The organism is Streptomyces sp. cmx-18-6, assembly GCF_046548915.1.
Lineage (GTDB): Bacteria > Actinomycetota > Actinomycetes > Streptomycetales > Streptomycetaceae > Streptomyces.
Map to the genome: position 1 here is coordinate 518,210 of NZ_JAEBEP010000005.1, position 17,254 is coordinate 535,463.

Below are 17,254 nucleotides of genomic sequence, written 5' to 3' on the forward strand. Positions count from 1 at the left end.
AGAAAGCCTCGGAGCGGAGGCCGGGGCGGGGGAGAGGAGCGCGGAGGCATGGGACGGCCGGCCGGACGCAAGATCTACGCCCACGCCAAGCTGCGGCGGCTGCGCCGCGAGCGCGGGATGAACCAGGTGGAGCTGGCCCGCTCGCTCGGCCTCTCCACCAGCTACCTCAACCAGATCGAGCACAGCCGCCGCCCGCTGACCGCGCCCGTGCTGCTGCGGATCGCGGAGGTCTTCGGCGTCGACCCGGAGTTCTTCTCCGAGGCCGACGAGGAACGGCTCGCCACCGACCTGCGCGCCGCTCTCGGCGATGAGGCGTGCGGGACGCAGGTCCCGCTGGAGGAGGCCGCCGACGTGGCCCGCGACCACCCGGAGGTGGCCCGCGCCCTGGTCGCCCTGCACCACCGCTACCGGGACGCCGCCGAACGGGTCGTCGCCCTCGCCCCGCCGCAGGACGGCGAATCCCTGCTGTCGGCCGAACCCCACGACGAGGTAAGGGACTTCTTCTACGCGCACCACAACCACTTCGGCGCACTCGACGCCGTCGCGGAACGCACCGCGAGCGACCTCGGCACGGGCTCGGCGGGCCGCACCGCCGACGCGCTCACGGAACGCCTCGCCACCCGTCACGGCATCACCGTCATCGTCACGGACCCCAGGCGGGCCGCCGACGCGCGCAGGTTCGACCCCGAAAGCGGCCTCCTGCTGCTCTCGCCCCGGCTCAGCGAGGCCCAGCGCGCCTTCCAGCTCGCCACCCAACTCGCCCTGCTGGAACACGGATCGCTGCTCGACACCCTGGTCGGAGCCGGTGAGCTCGCCTCGGAGCAGGCCGCCGGGCTGGCCCGCATCGGCCTCGCCAACTACTTCGCCGGCGCCCTGCTCATGCCGTACACCGCCTTCCACCGCGCCGCCGAGGAGCTCCGTTACGACATCGAACTGCTGCAAGCCCGCTTCGGCGTCGGCTTCGAGACGGTCTGCCACCGCCTCAGCACCCTCCAGCGCACCGGCGACCGGGGCGTGCCGTTCTCGTTCCTGCGCGTCGACCGGGCGGGCAACATCTCCAAGCGGCAGTCCGCCAGCGACTTCCACTTCTCCCGGCTCGGCGGCACCTGCCCGCTCTGGACGGTGTACGAGGCGTTCTCCGCGCCCGGCCGCATCCTCACCCAGGTCGCCGAAATGCCGGACGGCAAACGGTACTTCTGGGTGGCCCGCACCGTGGCCCGCGGCGGCTTCGGGCACCGCGCGCCCCGGGCCGACTTCGCCGTCGCGCTCGGCTGCGAACTCCGCCACGCCCACCGCCTGGTGTACGCCGAGGGCACGGCCCTGGACGACCCGCGCTCGGCCACGCCCATCGGTCTCGGCTGCCGGATCTGCGAACGGCAGGACTGCGCCCAGCGGGCCCGGCCCCCGGCCGGGGGCCGGCTGGCCGTCGACCCCGACCGGCGCTCGCATGTGCCCTATCCGGTGGTGGTCGACGGCCGGTCCGCGGCCACCGGGATCAGCGGTGAGTGAACTTCGCCGGCCGCTTCTCGGTGAACGCCTTCATGCCCTCCTTCTGGTCGGCCGTCGCGAACACCGCGTGGAACAGGCGGCGTTCGAAGCGGACGCCCTCCGCGAGGGTGGTCTCGAAGGCGCGGTTCACCGCCTCCTTCGCCATCATCGCGACAGGGGCCGACATCCCCGAGACCGTGTCCGCGATGGCCAGCGCCTCCTCCAGCAGGTCCGCGTCCGGGACGATCCGGGAGACGAGACCGGCCCGCTCCGCCTCCTCGGCGTCCATGTTCCGGCCGGTGAGACAGAGATCCATCGCCTTGGCCTTGCCGACCGCCCGGGTCAGCCGCTGGGAGCCGCCGATGCCGGGGATCACCCCGAGCCGGATCTCCGGCTGCCCGAAGACGGCGGTGTCGGAGGCGATCACCAGGTCGCACAGCATGGCCAACTCGCAGCCCCCGCCCAGGGCGTAGCCCCGTACGGCGGCGATCGTGGGCGTACGGAGCTGACCCAGCCGGTCCCAGGCGGTGAACCAGTCGCTGAGGTACATGTCCATATAGCTCTGCGGCTGCATCTCCTTGATGTCCGCCCCCGCCGCGAACGCCCTCTCGCCGCTGCCGGTGATCACGACGCAGCCGACGTCCGGATCCCGGTCCAGCGCCTCGGCGGCCTCCACCGTCTCCCGCATGACGTCCAGGTTCAGCGCGTTCAGCGCCTTGGGGCGGTTGAGCGTGAGCAGGGCGGTCCGGCCCCGGCGCTCCACCAGGATGGTTTCGTACGGTCCCGGGGTGGACGCGGTCTCGTTCTTCTCGCTCACGCGGTGGTGCCCTTCTGTGCGTCGGTGGTGTTCGACGAAGCCGCCCGGATGGCCCGGACGATCCCGGAGAAGTCCTGCTCCGCCCCGGCCCCTTCCGCGAACCGTGCGTACAACTCCGCCGCTTTCAAGCCCAGTTCGGCGTCGATCCCGCCCGCACGCAGGGCGTTGGCGGCCAATCCGAGGTCCTTGGCCATCAGGGGGGCGGCGAAGCCGGGGCGGTAGTCGCGGTTGGCCGGGCTGGTGGGAACCGGGCCGGGGACCGGGCAGTTGACGGTGAGCGCCCAGCACTGGCCGGAGGCCGCCGACGCCACGTCGTACAGGGCCTGGTCGGACAGTCCGAGGCTCTGGGCGAGGACGAACGCCTCGCTGACGGCGATCATCGAGACGCCGAGGATCATGTTGTTGCAGATCTTCGCCGCCTGCCCGGCCCCCGCCCCGCCGCAGTGCACCGCCTTCTTGCCCATCACGGACAGCAGCGGCTCCGCCTCCGCGAACGCCGCCTCATCGCCCCCGGCCATGAACGTGAGCGTGCCCGCCTCGGCCCCCACCACCCCGCCGGAGACCGGGGCGTCCAGCGAGCGGTGACCGGCCGCCGCCACCGCCGCGTGGGCGGCCCGCGAGTCGGCCACGTCGATGGTCGAGCAGTCGACGAACAGGGTGCCGGGCCGGGCGGCGGCGAGCAGCCCCTCCGGCCCGTACAGGGAGAGGACATGGCGTCCGGCGGGCAGCATCGTGATCACCACGTCGGCCGTCGAGGCGGCGTCGGCGGCGGACTTCGCCCGCTCCACGCCGCTCTCCACGGCGGCGGCCAGACAGGTTTCCACCAGGTCGTGGCCGAGCACCCGGTGACCGGCGCGGACGAGGTTGGCGGCCATCGGGCCGCCCATGTGGCCGAGGCCGATGAATGCGACGGTCGTGGTCACCAGGGCACCTCCTGCGGTGAGTCGTCTGCGGCGAGGGACAGTTCCTCGTCGCCGGTCGGAGCGAAGAACCGGGCCACGTCCTTCTCCGTGACCTCCACGAGCGTGCCGGGCGACCAACGGGGCGTCCGGTCCTTGTCGATCACCTGGGCCCGGATGCCCTCCACCAGGTCGGGGGAGGACAGGGCCGCGTACGAGACGCGGTACTCCTGCTCCAGCACCCTTTCCAGCGGGCCGAGTCCACGCGCCCGGCGCAGGGCGGCGAGGGTGACCTTGAGCGCGGTGGGCGAACGGCCGAGGATCGTGGCGGCCGCCTCACCGGCCGCCGGGGCGTCGGAGGCGAGCAGCCGCTCCACGATCTCCTCGACCGAGTAGGCGGCGTAACAGTGGTCGATCCAGGCCCGGTTCGTCTCCAGGACGCCGGCAGGCGCGTCCCGGACATGGCGGGGCAGGACCTCAGCGACCGCCTCGGTCCGCAGTCCGGCGAGGAACGCGGGCAGGTGTTCTGCCGGTACGAAGTGGTCGGCCAGCCCGCACAGCAGGGCGTCCCGTGCCCCCACCACCGCACCGGTCAGGGCGAGATGGGTGCCGAGCTCCCCGGGGGCCAGGGCCAGCAGATAGGTGCCGCCGACGTCCGGCACGAAGCCGATCCCGGTCTCCGGCATGGCCACCTTGGACCGCTCCGTGACGATCCGGACGCTTCCGTGCGCCGAGACGCCGACCCCGCCGCCCATCACGATGCCGTCCATGACCGCCACGTACGGTTTCGGATAGCGGGCGATCCGGGCGTTGAGCCGGTACTCATCGCGCCAGAACGCGGCCGACGCCGTGCCGCCCGCGCGGGCGTCCTCGTAGATCGACCGGATGTCGCCGCCCGCGCACAGGCCGCGCTCCCCGGCCCCGGTGATGACGACGGCGGCCACCTCGGGGTCGTGCTCCCACCGGTCCAGGGCCGCCGCGATCGCCTCGACCATCGTGTGGGTGAGGGCGTTGAGCGCCCCCGGCCGGTTCAGGGTCACCACCCCCGTACGACCTTCGGTGCGCACCCGTACGAGCTCCTCGGTCATCGCAGGGCTCCCGTCAGGCTCCGGGCCACAATGACGCGCATGATCTCGTTGGTCCCTTCCAGGATCTGGTGGACCCGCAGGTCCCGCACGATCTTCTCGATGCCGTACTCGGCCAGATAGCCGTAGCCGCCGTGCAGTTGGAGCGCCCGGTCGGCCACCGAGTAGCCGGTGTCGGTGGCGAAGCGCTTGGCCATCGCGCACAACTCCGGCGCCCCGCTCACCTCTCGGTCCAGGGCCTCGGCCGCCTGCCGCACCAGGGCGCGGGCGGCGGCCAGTTCGGTGGCCATGTCGGCCAGCCGGAACTGCAACGCCTGCGCGTCCAGCAGCCGCCCGCCGAACGCCTCCCGGTCCGCCAGATGCGCCAGGCTGCGGTCCAGCGCGCTCTGCGCCCCGCCCAGCGAGCAGGCCGCGATCCCGAGCCGGCCGCCGTTCAGGCCGTTCATCGCGATCCGGAACCCCTCGCCCTCCGCGCCGAGCAGCCGGTCGGCCGGGACGCGCACACCGTCCAGCAGGACCTGCCGGGTGGGCTGCGCGTTCCACCCCATCTTCTTCTCGTTGGCCCCGAACGACAGCCCCGCGTCGTCCCGTTCGACCAGGAACGCGGAGATCCCGCCCGGCCCGTCCGCACCCGTGCGGGCCAGCACGATGTACAGGTGCGAGGCCCCGGCCCCGGAGATGAACTGCTTCGTCCCCGTCAGCACGTAGTGGTCGCCGTCGCGCACCGCGCGGGTGCGCAGGGCCCCCGCGTCGGAGCCCGCGCCCGGCTCGGTCAGGCAGTAACTGCCCAGCTGCTCCATGGTGCAGAGCCCCGGCAGATAGTGGCCGCGCTGGGCCTCGGTGCCGTAGTGGTCGATCATCCAGGCGACCATGTTGTGGATGGAGAGGTAGCCGGCCACGGACGGGCAGCCGGTGGCCAGGGCCTCGAAGACGAGGACCCCGTCCGAGCGGGACAGTTCGGAGCCGCCGACGTCCTCCCGTACGTACACGCCTCCGAGGCCGAGCCCCGCCGCTTTGCGGAACACGTCGACGGGGAAGTGCTTGTCCTGGTCCCAGGCCACCGCGTGCGGGGCCAGGTGTTCCTGGGCGAAGTCGAGCGTCGTCTCGACGACCGCGAGCTGGTCGTCGTTGAGCAGGGTGGTCACAGCGTTCACCCCATGGTCGGAATCGTGAAGCTCGCGCCGTCCCGGATCCCGGAGGCGGGCCAGCGCGAGGTGACGGTCTTGGTGCGGGTGTAGAAGCGGATGGCGTCCGGACCGTGCTGGTTCAGGTCCCCGAAGCCGGACCGCTTCCAGCCGCCGAAGGTGTGGTACGCCACCGGCACCGGGATCGGCACGTTCACCCCGACCATGCCGGTCTCCACCCGGCGGGTGAAGTCGCGGGCGGTGTCGCCGTCCCGGGTGAAGAGGGCGACGCCGTTGCCGTAGGGATGCTCCGAGGGCAGCCGGAGCGCCTCCTCGTAGTCGGCCGCGCGGACCACGGACACCACCGGGCCGAAGATCTCCTCCTGGTAGATCCGCATGTCCGGGGTGACCCGGTCGAAGAGCGAGGCCCCGGCGAAGAAGCCCTCCTCGTGCCCCTCCAGGGCGAAGTCCCGCCCGTCGACGACCAGTTCGGCCCCCTCCTCGACGCCCAGGTCGACATAGCCCCGGACCCGGTCCACCGCGTCGCGCCCCACCATCGGCCCGAAGTCGGCGTCCGGGTCGTCCGAACGGCCGATCCGCAGCTCGCCGATCCGCTCGGTGAGCTTGGCCACCAGCGCGTCGGCGGTGGCCTCGCCCACCGGCACGGCCACCGAGATCGCCATGCACCGCTCGCCCGCGGAGCCGTAACCGGCCCCGATCAGCGCGTCCACCGCCTGGTCCAGATCGGCGTCCGGCATCACGATCATGTGGTTCTTCGCCCCGCCGAAGCACTGCGCCCGCTTCCCGTGGGCGGCGGCGGTGGCGTAGATGTGCGCGGCGATCGGCGTCGAGCCGACGAAGCCGAGCGCCTTGACCCTCGGGTCCTCCAGCAGGACGTCGACGGTCTCCTTGCCGCCGTTGACGACATTGAGGACCCCGGGCGGCAGCCCCGCCTCCAGGAACAGTTCCGCGAGCCGCAGCGGCACCGAGGGATCCCGCTCGGAGGGTTTCAGGATGAAGGCGTTCCCGCAGGCCAGAGCGGGCGCGGCCTTCCACAGCGGGATCATCGCGGGGAAGTTGAACGGGGTGATGCCCGCCACGACCCCGAGCGGCCGGCGCAGCGAGTGGACATCGATCCCGGACCCCGCGTTGTCGCTGAACTCGCCCTTCAGCAGATGCGGCACACCGGCGGCGAACTCCACCACGTCCAGCCCGCGCGCGATGTCGCCGTGCGCGTCGGAGACGGTCTTGCCGTGCTCGGAGGAGAGCAGCCGGGCCAGGGAGTCCTTCTCCTTCTCGACCAGTTGGAGGAAGCGCAGCAGGACCCGGGCGCGGCGCTGCGGGTTCCACTCGCCCCACTCGACCTGCGCCTCGGCGGCGTCGGCGATGGCCGCCTCGGTCTCGGACCGGCCGGCCAGCGGCACCCGGGCCTGGACCCGGCCGGTGTTGGGGTCGTACACGTCGCCGTACGCGCCCGAGGCGCCGGGCGTGTGCTTGCCGCCGATGAAATGGGTGAGTTCGCGGACCATGAAAGCCTGCTCTCGTCGGTGAGATCGTCAGGAGAGATCCGGGGATGGCGCACGGCTCCACCGGCGCACGGCGCACCGGTCGGATGCGCGCGGGTGCCGGAAGGGCTCGCCGTAGGGGGACGCGAAGGGCGGAGGCCGTCAGGGGGCGGGGAGAACCGCTCGCCGGGACGGGCCTGCGGGGCCGTGGGTGCGGACCGGTGCCATGCGTGTCTGCTCCATCCTCGTGGAAACACGGAACATCCCGCGGCCGGTATCCTGACTCCCGGATCAGTGCCCGCCCTCATGCCTTCCCGACGACCGCTTCGCCGTCAGTGGCGTGTCCTGCGAGGACGAACTCCCCGGTCACAGTGGCGGGACCGCGCCGGAATCGCACCGGCTTCCCTGACACCACGGGCCTTCGAGGCGCCCGGCTGCCCGCCGGTCACCCCTCTGCTCACGAACATATAGTTGGACGTCCTAGTAAGTCCACCCCGCCTCGCCCCCCGGCGTGATCGCCCGCCCCGCCCCCGGTGTGATCGCCGGGTCCGCGACCGGCCCGATCGGTCGCCTCGCCCCTGGCCCGATCGCCCGCCCCGCTGCTGGCATGATCGGCCGATATGAGCGACGACGCACCCCGCCACATCCTCGTCATCGGCATGGGAGCCGGCGACCCCGACCATCTGACCCTCGCCGCGGTGAAGGCGATGCGCAGGGCCCAGGTCTTCTTCGTGCTCGGCAAGGGCCGGGAGAAGGACTCCCTGACCCGGCTGCGGCGGGACATCCTGGCCGAGCACCTGACCGGCCCCTACCGGGTCGTCGAGGCCGACGACCCCTGGCGGGACCGCACCCAGGACGACCGCGGGCGCTACACATCGGCGGTGCACGACTGGCGTCACCGCCGCGCCGACATCTGCGAACGCCTGATCATCGAGGAGCTCGCACCGGGGGAGTGCGGGGCCTTCCTGGTGTGGGGCGACCCGTCCCTGTACGACAGCACCCTCGCGATCCTGGAGGACATCCGGGCCCGTGGCACGGTGGAGTTCGGCCACGAGGTGATCCCCGGCATCAGCAGCGTCTCCGCCCTCGCCGCCCGCCACCGCACCACCCTGAACCAGGTCGGCCGCCCCGTCCACATCACCCCGGGCAGGCGGCTCGCCGAGGGCTTCCCGCACGACGACGGCGACATCGTGGTGATGCTCGACGGCCACGAGAGCTTCACCCATCTGACGGGCCGGGGCCTGTGGATCTACTGGGGGGCCTACATCGGCACCCCGGACGAGCTCCTGGTGTCCGGACCGCTCGACGAGGTCGCCGGGCGGATCAGCCGGGTGCGCGCCGAGGCCCGCGAACGGCACGGGTGGATCATGGACACGTATCTGCTGCGCACGTGCCCGGAGGGTGCTGGAGCCCCGGACGGCGCGGACAGCGCGGACGGTGCGGACAGCGCGGACGGTGCGGCCGGCTGATCGGGATCCGGCCGTCGAGGCGCGGGCGGCGGCGGCCGCCGCACCTCGTCGTCGAACCGCCCGGGGGTCAGCTCCGGGACTCGTGCGCCCGGATCACGCCGAGCCCGTGCCCGAGGCTCGGGCACTCGGCGGTCAGGTCGTTGCCCCGCACCAGATAGTCGTGCACACGTCCATCGGCGGGCCGCTCGACGGCCCGGTACAGCGTGCCGTTCACGGTGATCGTCCAGTCGTCGCCGTCCTGGGCCCACCCGACTGTCTTCTTCATATAGCGCTTCCCTCGCTCGTCGCCGCCGCGGGTCGGCGGCCGTGTATTGGCAAGAAGAACGGCCTGTGACGCTCTGTGGTTCCGCACTCGCCTACGCCATTCGGTTACATCTCTGTCACTGCCTCCGCACAGTCGAGGCGAGCGACCTGACCGGACATCAGGAAGTGCGTGGCGGCCGGTCGAACGGATGGGGAATGCCTGTGTTCGCACGAGCCCTGACGTCCCGCCCGTGAGTAGACACTGCCTACTCTCACTGTAGACAGTGTCTACAGGAGGGTGCTAAAAGGTTCTCATGGAAAACGAAATCCCCCTGCGGGAACGGCTGGTGGACATCGCCACGGACATGCTGGCGACCGAGGGGATCGCCGCGCTCGGGCTGCGGGAGATCGCTCGTCGGGCCGGGGTCTCGCACGGCGCCCCGCGCCGCCACTTCCCGACCCACCGCTCGCTGCTCTCCGCCGTGGCGGGGCGAGGCTTCGACCAGTTGGGGGACCGGCTCGGGGGCGTCGTCCAGGCGGACGGAGACCCGCGTACGCAGCTGTGCCGCATCGCCCACGCCTACGTAGGGTTCGCGGTCGAGCGGCGGGCGATGTTCGAGCTGATGTTCCGTCATGACCTGCTGGACGGCGGCGACGAGACCGATGGGCGGCCCCGTCTGCGGGAGAAGACGCTGCCCCTCTTCGCGTCGGCCGTCGCCCTGGTCGCCCGCCACCGGCAGAGCGCCGCCCCGAAGTCGCCCGGCGGACCCGAGGCCGCCAAGGACGCCAAGGCCGCCGAGGACGCCAAGGCCGCCGAGGACGCCAAGGCCGCCGAGGACGCTCCGGCTGTCGTGGCCGCCGTGCTCTGGGCGAACGTCCACGGCATCGCCCAACTGTGGAGCTGGGGCACCCTTTCCCTCGCCCTGGAGACACCCCCGCCGGGCGACCCGCACGCCGAGGCGGGCCTCGCGGGGCTGATCGCCCGGACCGTCGACGCCCACCTCGGCCCGGTGAACCCGTGACCGCCCCGGCCCGGCGCGGACTCGCCCTGGCGGGCAGCGTCCTGGGCGCGATGATCGTGGCGCTCGACGGCTCGGTCCTCATGGTGGCGCAGCCCGGCCTCCAGCGGGATCTCTCCGCCACCCTCGCGCAGGTGCAGTGGACGAGTACGGCGTACCTCCTCGCGGTCGCGGGCTTCCTCATACCCGCCGGGCGGCTGGGCGACCGCTGCGGCCACACCCGGCTGCTCCTGATCGGGTCCCTCGGCTTCGGGGCGGCGTCCGCCGCCATCGCCGTGGCGCCCTCGGTCGGCTGGGTCATCGCCCTGCGCGCCGTCCAGGGCCTGTTCGGGGCCCTGTTGCAGCCCGCGACGCTCGCCCTGCTGCGCCAGGTGTACCCACCGGACCGGCTCGGCCGCCCGGTCGCCCTGCGGACCAGCGCGATCGGCGTGGCCGCCGCTGCCGGGCCGCTGCTCGGCGGCTTCCTGGTCGCGGAGTTCGGCTGGCGGTGGGTCTTCGTCATCAACGTGCCCATCGCGCTCGCGATCGCCCTGTTCTGCCTGGCGGCCCGCGTCCCCGAAGCCGACCGGCCGGTGGTCCGCCGCCTCGACGCCCCGGGGGCCCTGCTGCTCGCCGCCGCGCTCGCACTCCTGGTGAACGCGCTGGCGGAGGTGGAGCTGCACGGCTGGGGCGGCCACCGGACCGTGGGGGGACTGATCTGCTCGGCCGGTGTCGCCGCGCTCCTCGTCCGCCGCGAACGCCGCAGCCCGAGCCCCCTGGTGCCGGTGGCCGTCGCGCGGTCGGTACCGGTCACCGCCTCCATGGCGATGCTCCTGTTCACCGCGAGCGGCATGTTCGGCGCCCTGTTCGTCAGCACGTACTTCCTTCAGGGCGTGCTGGGACTCGACCCGCTCGGCAGCGCCCTGCGCGCCCTGCCGATGACGGCGCTGATGGTCGTCGGGTCGCCCCTCGCCGGTCTGGTGCTGCACCGGCTGGGCGCGCGCACCACCGCGCTCGGCGGCACGTCCCTGGTCGTCCTGGGCATCGGCTGGCTGGCGCGGACGGACAGCGGCACCGGCCCCGTGGCGATGGGCGCGGCCTTCGCGCTGCTGGGCGCCGGCTACGCCACGGTGATGGTCACGGCCACCGCCACCGTGGTGGGCGACGCGCCGCCCGGGTACGCCGGTGTGGTGGGCGGTCTCAAGCAGACCGCCGTGAACATCGGCCCTGCCTTCGGCATCGCGGTCGCCGCCGGCCTGCTGCCGCCGGGCGGCGCCGGAGGCGCACAGGCGGAGCTGTGGGCCGCCTCGATGGGGACGGCGCTCCTCGTCCTCGCCGCGATCGCGGCGGTCGCCCTGCTCCCCGCGGCGTTGCTGCCGGCCCGGCCGCGCCGTGCCGGACCACCGGAGGGCGGGGACGTACGGCACCCGGAGGAGGCGCGCCGGTGTCTCACATCACCGTCCGAAGTGTGAACAACGGTGTGCGCCCGGCAGCCGTCCCCTTAGGCTGGCCGGTGCAGCTGGTTCGCCCTGCCCGCCAGGCAGGGTGTCGTAAGAGGGAACCCGGTGGGAATCCGGGACTGCCCCGCAGCGGTGAGTGGGAACGACCGCCGTCATACGCACTGGGCCCGGCCGGGTCTGGGAAGCGACGGCCAGTAGGTGTCTGCCCCGGCAGGCGTGCCCGCGAGTCCGAAGACCTGCCCGTTGCCCGCACGCGACCGTTCGCGTGCGGAGTTCCCGGTGACCTCGTGGGCGGGTCGGCGTAACCGTCGGGTGGACGGACACGGTCAAGCGTGCCGTTCCTCCTCCCGATACGTCACCCCTTCGCGTCCGCGTCCCGTCCCGGGAACAGCTGGAGACATGCTCGCGAAGGAGAGTCACGTGACAGCGAAGCCCGCAGCCGCGGCAGCACGGGCCACCGTGTACGGCTACCCCCGCCAGGGTCAGAACCGTGAACTGAAGAAGGCCATCGAGGGCTACTGGAAGGGCCGCGTCGACGCCGACGCCCTCCGGGAGACCGCCGCCGGACTGCGCAGGGGAACCTGGCAGCAGCTCGCCGATGCCGGAGTCCACGAGGTGCCGACCGGTGACTTCTCGTACTACGACCACGTCCTGGACACCAGTGTCATGGTCGGCGCTGTCCCCGAGCGGCACCGCGACGCGGTCCGCACCGACGCCCTCGACGGCTACTTCGCCATGGCGCGCGGTACGCAGGACGTCGCACCGCTCGAAATGACGAAGTGGTTCGACACCAACTACCACTATCTCGTGCCCGAGTTGGGCCCGGACACGGCGTTCACCGCCGACTCCGCCAAGCAGGTCGCCGAGTTCGGGGAAGCCCTCGCGCTGGGCCACACCCCGCGCCCGGTCCTCGTCGGCCCCGTCACCTACCTCCTGCTCGCCAAGGCGGCCCCCGGGGTCGCCGCCGACTTCGAGCCGCTGACCCTCCTGGACCGGCTCCTGCCGGTGTACGCCGAGGTCCTCGCCGATCTCCGGGCCGCGGGCGCCGAGTGGGTGCAGCTGGACGAGCCCGCCCTCGTCCAGGACCGCACCCCGGCCGAGCTGAACGCCGCCGCCCGCGCCTACCGCGAGCTCGGCGGCCTCACCGACCGCCCCAAGCTGCTGGTCGCCTCCTACTTCGGGCGGCTCGGCGACGCGCTGCCGGTGCTGGCCAAGTCGCCGGTCGAGGGTCTCGCCCTGGACTTCACCGAGTCGGGCGCCGGGAACCTCGCGGACCTCGCGGCGGCGGGCGGACTGCCCGGCAAGCGGCTGGTCGCGGGCGTCGTCAACGGCCGCAACATCTGGATCAACGACTACGAGAAGTCGCTCGCCACCCTCGGCACGCTCCTGGGCCTGGCGGACCACGTCGACGTCTCCGCCTCCAGCTCCCTGCTGCACGTCCCGCTGGACGCCGGGACCGAGCGCGACATCGACCCGCAGATCGCGCGCTGGCTCGCCTTCGCCCGGCAGAAGACCGAGGAGATCGTCGTCCTGGCGCGCGGTCTGTCCGGCGGCACCGAGGCCATCGCCGCCGAACTCGCCGCCAACCGGGCCGATCTGGCCTCCCGCACGGACGCCGTCATCACCCGCGACCCGGCCGTCCGGGCCCGTACGGCGGCCATCACCGACGCGGACGGCCGCCGCTCCCAGCCGTACACCGAGCGGGCCCTCGCCCAGCGCGCCCACCTCGGTCTGCCGCTGCTGCCGACCACCACGATCGGTTCGTTCCCGCAGACCACCGAACTGCGCACCGCCCGCGCCGACCTGAGGGCGGGCCGGATCGACGCGGCCGGGTACGAGGAGCGCATCAAGGACGAGATCCGCGAGGTCCTCTCCTTCCAGGAGAAGGCCGGACTGGACGTCCTGGTCCACGGCGAGCCCGAACGCAACGACATGGTGCAGTACTTCGCCGAGCAGCTCACCGGCTACCTCGCCACCCAGCACGGCTGGGTGCAGTCCTACGGCACCCGCTACGTCCGGCCGCCGGTCCTGGCCGGGGACATCTCGCGCCCCGAGCCGATGACGGTGCGCTGGACGACGTACGCGCAGTCGCTGACCGAGCGCCCCGTCAAGGGCATGCTCACCGGCCCGGTCACCATGCTCGCCTGGTCCTTCGTCCGCGACGACCAGCCGCTCGGGGAGACCGCCCGGCAGGTCGCCCTTGCCCTGCGCGACGAGGTGAACGACCTGGAGGCGAACGGCACTTCGGTGATCCAGGTCGATGAGCCCGCGCTGCGCGAGACGCTGCCGCTGCGGGCCGCCGAGCACGCCGCGTACCTGGAGTGGGCGACGGAGTCCTTCCGCCTGGCCACTTCGGGGGTGCGGCCCGACACCCAGATCCACACCCACATGTGCTACGCCGAGTTCGGCGACATCGTCCAGGCCATCGACGATCTCGACGCCGACGTCATCAGCCTGGAGGCCGCCCGCTCGCACATGCAGGTCGCCCGCGAACTGGCCGCCCACGGCTACCCCCGTGAGGCCGGGCCCGGCGTGTACGACATCCACTCCCCGCGCATCCCGAGCACCGAAGAGGCGGCGGCCCTTCTGCGCAAGGGACTTGAGGCCATCCCGGCCGCGCGCCTGTGGGTGAACCCCGACTGCGGCCTGAAGACCCGGGGGTGGCCCGAGACCCGGACCTCCCTGGAGAACCTGGTCGCCGCCGCGCGGGAGATCCGCGCGGAGCTGCCCACCGAAGCGGCGTGATCCGACCCGGTGCGGGAGCGGCCACCGCCGCTCCCGCACCGGGTCGCACGTCGTGCGGGTCCGGACCCGACTTCGGCCGGGGTACGGCCACTTCGGACGCTCATCGATCGGCCCGGGGGACCGGAGCGCATTCATTCGCACAGGTGGAGTTAGGTTAGCCTAACCAGCGAATCCCGGTTGTGGATCTTCCCGCGACCGGTGTCGCCCTGCGCGCGGGCATCACCGTCGCCCGCCGCGCACCCCGATCGAAGGGCTTCGCCATGCCGCGTGCTCAGGGCCTGCTGTCCGGTGAACCGCGCCCGGAGCGTACGGCGTGAGCGCCGGTACGACGCCTGCCCCCGCCCCCGGCGGCGCTCCGGACCCCTCGGCCGTCGCGGGCGGCGTGCACGGACCCGGCCGCCTGCGTGAGCTGACCGCGGTCGTCCTGGACGCGCTGGAGTCCGCCGCCCCGGCCCGGGGCGGACCGCTGCCCGCCGGAGGACCGGAGGCCGTGGCCCGCAGGACCGCCGCCCTGTGCTCGCCGGTTCTGCCCGAGAAGGGCGTCGGGGCGGAGGCCGCGCTCGCGGACCTGGTGCGCGCGGTCGCCGAGGGGGCCGCCGACCCGGCCGACCCCGCGTGCGTCGCCCATCTGCACTGCCCGCCGCTCGCCGTCGCGGTCGCGGCGGACCTGGCGGGGGCCGCCCTCAACCCCTCGATGGACTCCTGGGACCAAGCGCCCGCCGCCGGCGTCGTCGAGGAGCTGACCACGGCCGCACTGGCCCGGCTCGTCCACCCGGACGCCATCGCGCCGGACGCCCTCATCACCAGCGGCGGCACCGAGTCCAACCTCGTCGCCCTCCTCCTCGCCCGGGAGCGAGCCGCCGCCACGGCCCGCCCCCTGCGGGTGGTGACCGGGGCCAACGCCCACCACAGCGTCCACCGCGCCGCCTGGATGCTCGGCCTGCCCGCCCCGGTCGTCGTCGCCTGCCACGACGGCCGCATCGACCCCGCCGACCTCGACCGCGCCCTGGCCGCGCTCGGCGGCGGGCCCGTCCTGGTCGTCGCCACCGCCGGGACCACCGACGAGGGGCGGATCGACCCGCTCCCCGAGATCGCCGGGATCGTCGAGCGGTACGGAGCCGAGCTCCACGTCGACGCCGCGTACGGCGGCCCCCTGCTGTTCAGCGAACGCCTGGCTCCCCGGCTCGCCGGTCTGGAGCACGCCGTCTCCGTAACGTTCGACCTGCACAAGCTCGGCTGGCAGCCGGTCGCCGCCGGGGTGCTGGCCGTCGCGGACACCGGCCTGCTCGCACCGCTGTCCCTGCGCGCCGACTACCTCAACGCCGACGACGACACCGAGGCCGGCCTCCCCGACCTGCTCGGCCGCTCCATCCGCACCACCCGCCGCCCCGACGCGCTGAAGATCGCGGTCACCTTCCGGGCGCTGGGACGGCGCGGACTGGGCGAACTGGTCGAGCACTGCGTACGTACGGCCGAGGAGTTCGGCCGGGCCGTCGACGCGCGGCCCGCACTGCGCCGCCGGCCCGGCGAGATCGGGATCAGCACCGTGCTGTTCCGGCCGGTGGCGGCCGACGCACTGGAGCCGGAGGCCGGGGACGCCGTCGTCGCCGAGGTCCGCCGCACCCTGCTCATGGACGGCCGGGCCGTCCTCGGACGGGCGGTGGCCGAGGACGGCGACGGGCGACGCCGACTCTGGCTCAAAGCCACCCTGCTGCACCCGAACGCCGCGAGCGCCGACCTGCTGCCGCTGCTCGACCTCGTGACGGAGGCGGCGGCGCGTGCCGCCGCCGAAGCCGCCGGTGGAGACGGCGGCACGGGCGGCGGCGGGGGCGATACCGACGCCCCGGCGGCGGAAAGGCTGTCGCCATGACGTTCCCGATGCGCACCAACCCCGTTGGAGGAATCCGATGACGCCCGGACCGCGAACCCCGCCCCTCGACCTGCTGGGGGTGGGTGCGGGGCCCTTCAACCTGTCGCTCGCCGCCCTCGCCGACGGCGTGCCCGGCCTGAGCACCGCTTTCCACGAACAGCGCACCGCCTTCCACTGGCACCCCGGGCTGCTCATCGAGGGAGCCACCCTCCAAGTACCCTTCCTGGCCGACCTGGTGAGCCTCGTCGAGCCGACCAGCCCCTGGTCCTACCTCAATTACCTCAAGTTCCGCCGCAGGCTCTTCCCCTTCTACTTCGCCGAGCAATTCCACATCCACCGCTCCGAGTTCGACAACTACCTGCGCTGGGTGAGCGCCGAACTGCCCTCCACCCGTTTCGGCCACCGCATCGACACGGTCGCCTGGGACGCCGAAAAGGACTGCTTCGCCGTCGACTTCACCCGGCTGGGACCGGACGGGGAGACCCTCACCACCGGCGTCGCGCACGCCCGCAACCTCGCCCTCGGCGTCGGCACCGCGCCGTACGTCCCCGAGCCGCTGCGGGCCCTGGCGGCGGACCCGGGCCCGCTCGTGCTGCACTCCGCCGACTACCTCGCCCAGCGGGACCGGCTGCTGGCCGCCCGGCACGTCACCGTCGTCGGCGCGGGGCAGTCGGGCGCCGAAGTCCTCCTGGACCTGGTGCGGTTGCGGCCCGAGGGCGCGGAGGGGCTGACCTGGCTGGCCCGTACCCCGGCCTTCGCGCCCATGGAGTACAGCAAGATCGGCCTGGAGCAGTTCACCCCGGACTACACCCGCTACTTCCACGGGCTCCCGCAAGCCACCCGGGACCGGCTGCTGCCCAGCCAGTGGCAGCTCTACAAGGGGATCAGCGGGGACACGCTCGGGGACATCCACGACGAGCTGTACCGGCGCAGCCTCGGCGGCGGCTGGCCCGACGTCACCCTCACCCCCGGCATCGAGGTCACCGGGGCCACCACCACGGGCGAGGGCCGCATCGAACTGGCCGTCGAGCACGGCCAGCAGGAGACCCGGGGCCGCCTCACCACCGACGCGGTCGTCCTCGCCACCGGGTACCGGGAGCGCCCCGTGGACGCGCTGCTCGCCGCCCTGGACCCGTACACCGTCCGCGACGACGCCGGGCGGCCCCAGGTCGACGAGGCCCAACGGCTCGTCCTGGCACCGGAGATCGGCGGCTCGGTCTTCGTGCAGAACGCGGAACGCCACACCCACGGGGTCGGCGCACCCGACCTGGGCCTGGCCGCCTGGCGCTCCGCCGTGATCATCAACGCGCTCACGGGCAAGGAGACCTACCCGCTGCCCGACCGCACCGCCTTCACCACGTTCGGCCTCGGCGCGGCCGGACGCACCGCGACGACGCCGCGCCGCGCCGCCGAGGAGCGGCGGTAACGGCGCTGGGCCGCGCGGTGGGGTGCACCGTGCGGCCCAGGGCGGGGGTGTTGCGTGTGGGGTGTGTTCAGTTCTTGCGGGTGTTGATTTCTTCGGTGAGTTGGGGGACGACGGTGAAGAGGTCG

At 73.2% G+C, this 17,254-nt stretch carries 14 protein-coding genes and 2 riboswitches; of the genes, 8 read left to right on the forward strand and 6 right to left on the reverse strand.

The annotated features are described in order from the left end of the window. Positions 1-48 precede the first annotated feature (48 nt). Positions 49-1,509 (forward strand): short-chain fatty acyl-CoA regulator family protein, encoded by a 1,461-nt coding sequence (locus ACLJPL_RS15405; RefSeq protein WP_411081396.1) that lies wholly within the window; start codon positions 49-51, stop codon positions 1,507-1,509. Here ACLJPL_RS15405 and ACLJPL_RS15410 read toward each other — a convergent pair. Genes ACLJPL_RS15410 through ACLJPL_RS15430 form a run of 5 tightly spaced genes read right to left on the reverse strand, consistent with a single transcriptional unit; the run spans position 1,496 to position 6,942 of the window. Then, complete coding sequence (locus ACLJPL_RS15410) at positions 1,496-2,305, reverse strand: enoyl-CoA hydratase (protein WP_411081397.1); 810 nt, start codon at positions 2,303-2,305, stop codon at positions 1,496-1,498. The two genes, ACLJPL_RS15405 and ACLJPL_RS15410, sit on opposite strands and share 14 nt — an antisense overlap. Next, a complete protein-coding gene (gene mmsB / locus ACLJPL_RS15415; protein WP_411081398.1) occupies positions 2,302-3,228 on the reverse strand; it encodes a 3-hydroxyisobutyrate dehydrogenase in 927 nt (308 codons plus the stop codon). Before mmsB ends, ACLJPL_RS15410 begins: the two co-directional genes overlap by 4 nt. Further along, entirely contained in the window at positions 3,225-4,292 is a 1,068-nt protein-coding gene (locus tag ACLJPL_RS15420; protein WP_411081399.1) for an enoyl-CoA hydratase/isomerase family protein, read from the reverse strand. Before ACLJPL_RS15420 ends, mmsB begins: the two co-directional genes overlap by 4 nt. Then, complete coding sequence (locus tag ACLJPL_RS15425; protein ID WP_411081400.1) at positions 4,289-5,443, reverse strand: acyl-CoA dehydrogenase family protein; 1,155 nt, start codon at positions 5,441-5,443, stop codon at positions 4,289-4,291. The genes ACLJPL_RS15420 and ACLJPL_RS15425 overlap by 4 nt, the downstream gene beginning before the upstream one ends. Further along, a complete protein-coding gene (locus ACLJPL_RS15430; protein ID WP_411081401.1) occupies positions 5,440-6,942 on the reverse strand; it encodes a CoA-acylating methylmalonate-semialdehyde dehydrogenase in 1,503 nt (500 codons plus the stop codon). Before ACLJPL_RS15430 ends, ACLJPL_RS15425 begins: the two co-directional genes overlap by 4 nt. Before the next feature lie 227 nt (positions 6,943-7,169). Then, a riboswitch (cobalamin riboswitch) is annotated at positions 7,170-7,349 on the reverse strand. A gap of 189 nt (positions 7,350-7,538) precedes the next feature. Between ACLJPL_RS15430 and cobF the strand changes: the two genes are divergently transcribed. Further along, entirely contained in the window at positions 7,539-8,387 is an 849-nt protein-coding gene (gene cobF, locus ACLJPL_RS15435; protein WP_411081402.1) for a precorrin-6A synthase (deacetylating), read from the forward strand. Between the two features lie 67 nt (positions 8,388-8,454). Here cobF and ACLJPL_RS15440 read toward each other — a convergent pair whose 3' ends face one another. Next, positions 8,455-8,652 carry a hypothetical protein gene (locus ACLJPL_RS15440; RefSeq protein ID WP_015612446.1) on the reverse strand — a complete coding sequence of 66 codons (198 nt, stop codon included), beginning with the start codon at positions 8,650-8,652 and terminating at the stop codon, positions 8,455-8,457. A gap of 292 nt (positions 8,653-8,944) precedes the next feature. Here ACLJPL_RS15440 and ACLJPL_RS15445 point away from each other — a divergent pair, with 292 nt between their 5' ends. From ACLJPL_RS15445 to ACLJPL_RS15470, 6 genes are all read left to right on the forward strand, one after another. Next, positions 8,945-9,652 carry a TetR/AcrR family transcriptional regulator gene (locus ACLJPL_RS15445; protein ID WP_411081403.1) on the forward strand — a complete coding sequence of 236 codons (708 nt, stop codon included), beginning with the start codon at positions 8,945-8,947 and terminating at the stop codon, positions 9,650-9,652. A gap of 50 nt (positions 9,653-9,702) precedes the next feature. Further along, complete coding sequence (locus tag ACLJPL_RS15450; RefSeq protein ID WP_411081423.1) at positions 9,703-11,100, forward strand: MFS transporter; 1,398 nt, start codon at positions 9,703-9,705, stop codon at positions 11,098-11,100. A 79-nt stretch (positions 11,101-11,179) separates the two neighbouring features. Beyond that, positions 11,180-11,326: riboswitch (cobalamin riboswitch) on the forward strand. Between the two features lie 182 nt (positions 11,327-11,508). Next, entirely contained in the window at positions 11,509-13,833 is a 2,325-nt protein-coding gene (metE, locus tag ACLJPL_RS15455; RefSeq protein ID WP_411081404.1) for a 5-methyltetrahydropteroyltriglutamate--homocysteine S-methyltransferase, read from the forward strand. A 179-nt stretch (positions 13,834-14,012) separates the two neighbouring features. Next, on the forward strand, positions 14,013-14,150 hold the full coding sequence (locus ACLJPL_RS15460) for a hypothetical protein (protein ID WP_411081405.1): 138 nt from the start codon (positions 14,013-14,015) through the stop codon (positions 14,148-14,150). Then, the gene (locus tag ACLJPL_RS15465; protein ID WP_411081406.1) at positions 14,147-15,703 is read left to right on the forward strand and encodes a pyridoxal phosphate-dependent decarboxylase family protein; all 1,557 of its coding nucleotides are present in this window, start codon (positions 14,147-14,149) and stop codon (positions 15,701-15,703) included. Before ACLJPL_RS15460 ends, ACLJPL_RS15465 begins: the two co-directional genes overlap by 4 nt. Before the next feature lie 37 nt (positions 15,704-15,740). Further along, positions 15,741-17,129 (forward strand): lysine N(6)-hydroxylase/L-ornithine N(5)-oxygenase family protein, encoded by a 1,389-nt coding sequence (locus tag ACLJPL_RS15470; protein ID WP_411081407.1) that lies wholly within the window; start codon positions 15,741-15,743, stop codon positions 17,127-17,129. Positions 17,130-17,254: the final 125 nt, after the last annotated feature.

Excerpts from the sequence above, each read along its gene's own strand:
- ACLJPL_RS15405 (WP_411081396.1), top strand. The coding sequence starts at position 49 with ATGGGACGGCCGGCCGGACGCAAGATCTACGCCCACGCCAAGCTGCGG.
- ACLJPL_RS15420 (WP_411081399.1), bottom strand. The coding sequence starts at position 4,292 with ATGACCGAGGAGCTCGTACGGGTGCGCACCGAAGGTCGTACGGGGGTG.
- ACLJPL_RS15430 (WP_411081401.1), bottom strand. The coding sequence starts at position 6,942 with ATGGTCCGCGAACTCACCCATTTCATCGGCGGCAAGCACACGCCCGGC.
- cobF (WP_411081402.1), top strand. The coding sequence starts at position 7,539 with ATGAGCGACGACGCACCCCGCCACATCCTCGTCATCGGCATGGGAGCC.
- ACLJPL_RS15440 (WP_015612446.1), bottom strand. The coding sequence starts at position 8,652 with ATGAAGAAGACAGTCGGGTGGGCCCAGGACGGCGACGACTGGACGATC.
- ACLJPL_RS15445 (WP_411081403.1), top strand. The coding sequence starts at position 8,945 with ATGGAAAACGAAATCCCCCTGCGGGAACGGCTGGTGGACATCGCCACG.
- ACLJPL_RS15450 (WP_411081423.1), top strand. The coding sequence starts at position 9,703 with ATGATCGTGGCGCTCGACGGCTCGGTCCTCATGGTGGCGCAGCCCGGC.
- ACLJPL_RS15470 (WP_411081407.1), top strand. The coding sequence starts at position 15,741 with ATGACGCCCGGACCGCGAACCCCGCCCCTCGACCTGCTGGGGGTGGGT.